We start from the raw sequence: 968 nt of genomic DNA on the forward strand, positions 1-968 counted from the left end.
CGCTGCACGCCGCAGGCGAATTGAGCTAGGCAGGGGCGAGCTTCATCCAACTTTCGTTTCCTAGGATTCGCCCTGTGACGGTGATCGACTTCTCCGCCTTCATCGGACGGCTCGCCACCGCCTCCGGCGAAACCATCCTGCCGTTCTTCCGCACCTCGCTGTCGATCGACGACAAGAGCAAGACCAGGGATTTCGATCCCGTAACGGAGGCCGACCGCGCCGCGGAGGCGGTGATGCGGCGGCTGATCAAGGCCAACTTCCCCCAGCACGGCATCGTCGGCGAGGAATTCGGCAACGAGAACGAGGACGCAGACTATGTCTGGGTGCTCGATCCCATCGACGGCACCAAGTCCTTCATCGGCGGCTTTCCGATCTGGGGCACTCTGATCGCGCTGCTGCACAAGGGCGTGCCGGTGTTCGGCATGATGCACCAGCCGTTCATCGGCGAGCGCTTTTCCGGCGACAACGGTTCGGCCAATTACAAGGGCCCCTCCGGCGAGCGCCGGCTCCAGGTCCGCCGCTGCGCTTCGCTGTCGGAAGCCACGACCTACACCACCAGCCCCCTGCTGATGAACGAGAACGACCGCGCCATCTTCAGCCGCATCGAGCGGAGCGCGCGGTTGTCGCGCTATGGCGGCGACTGCTATTCCTATTGCATGCTCGCCGCGGGTCACGTCGACCTCGTCGTCGAGACCGAGCTGAAGCCCTACGACATCGCGGCGCTGATCCCGATCGTGACCGGCGCCGGCGGCGTCGTCACCACCTGGGAGGGCAAGCCGGCCCAGGGCGGCGGCCGCATCATCGCCGCCGGCGACGCGCGGGTTCACGAAGAAGCGTTGAAGCTGTTGAATCAGTAGCAAGCGGCGGAGAGCTTGCATCACCGACGCCGGAGCCGAGACGGCGAAGTAGGTGTTCTTACCCTCCCCTGGAGGGGGAGGGTCGATCGCGCGCAGCGCGAGCGGGGTGGG

The 968-nt window shown here is 65.8% G+C and carries 1 protein-coding gene; it reads left to right on the forward strand.

Going from position 1 to position 968, the window contains the following annotated elements; all coding sequences use genetic code 11:
* Window positions 1-74: 74 nt before the first annotated feature.
* A complete protein-coding gene (hisN, locus tag JHD07_RS39205) occupies window positions 75-857 on the forward strand; it encodes a histidinol-phosphatase (protein ID WP_291631969.1) in 783 nt (260 codons plus the stop codon).
* Window positions 858-968: the final 111 nt, after the last annotated feature.

This window comes from Bradyrhizobium sp. (assembly GCF_016462955.1).
In the GTDB taxonomy this organism is placed as follows: domain Bacteria; phylum Pseudomonadota; class Alphaproteobacteria; order Rhizobiales; family Xanthobacteraceae; genus Bradyrhizobium.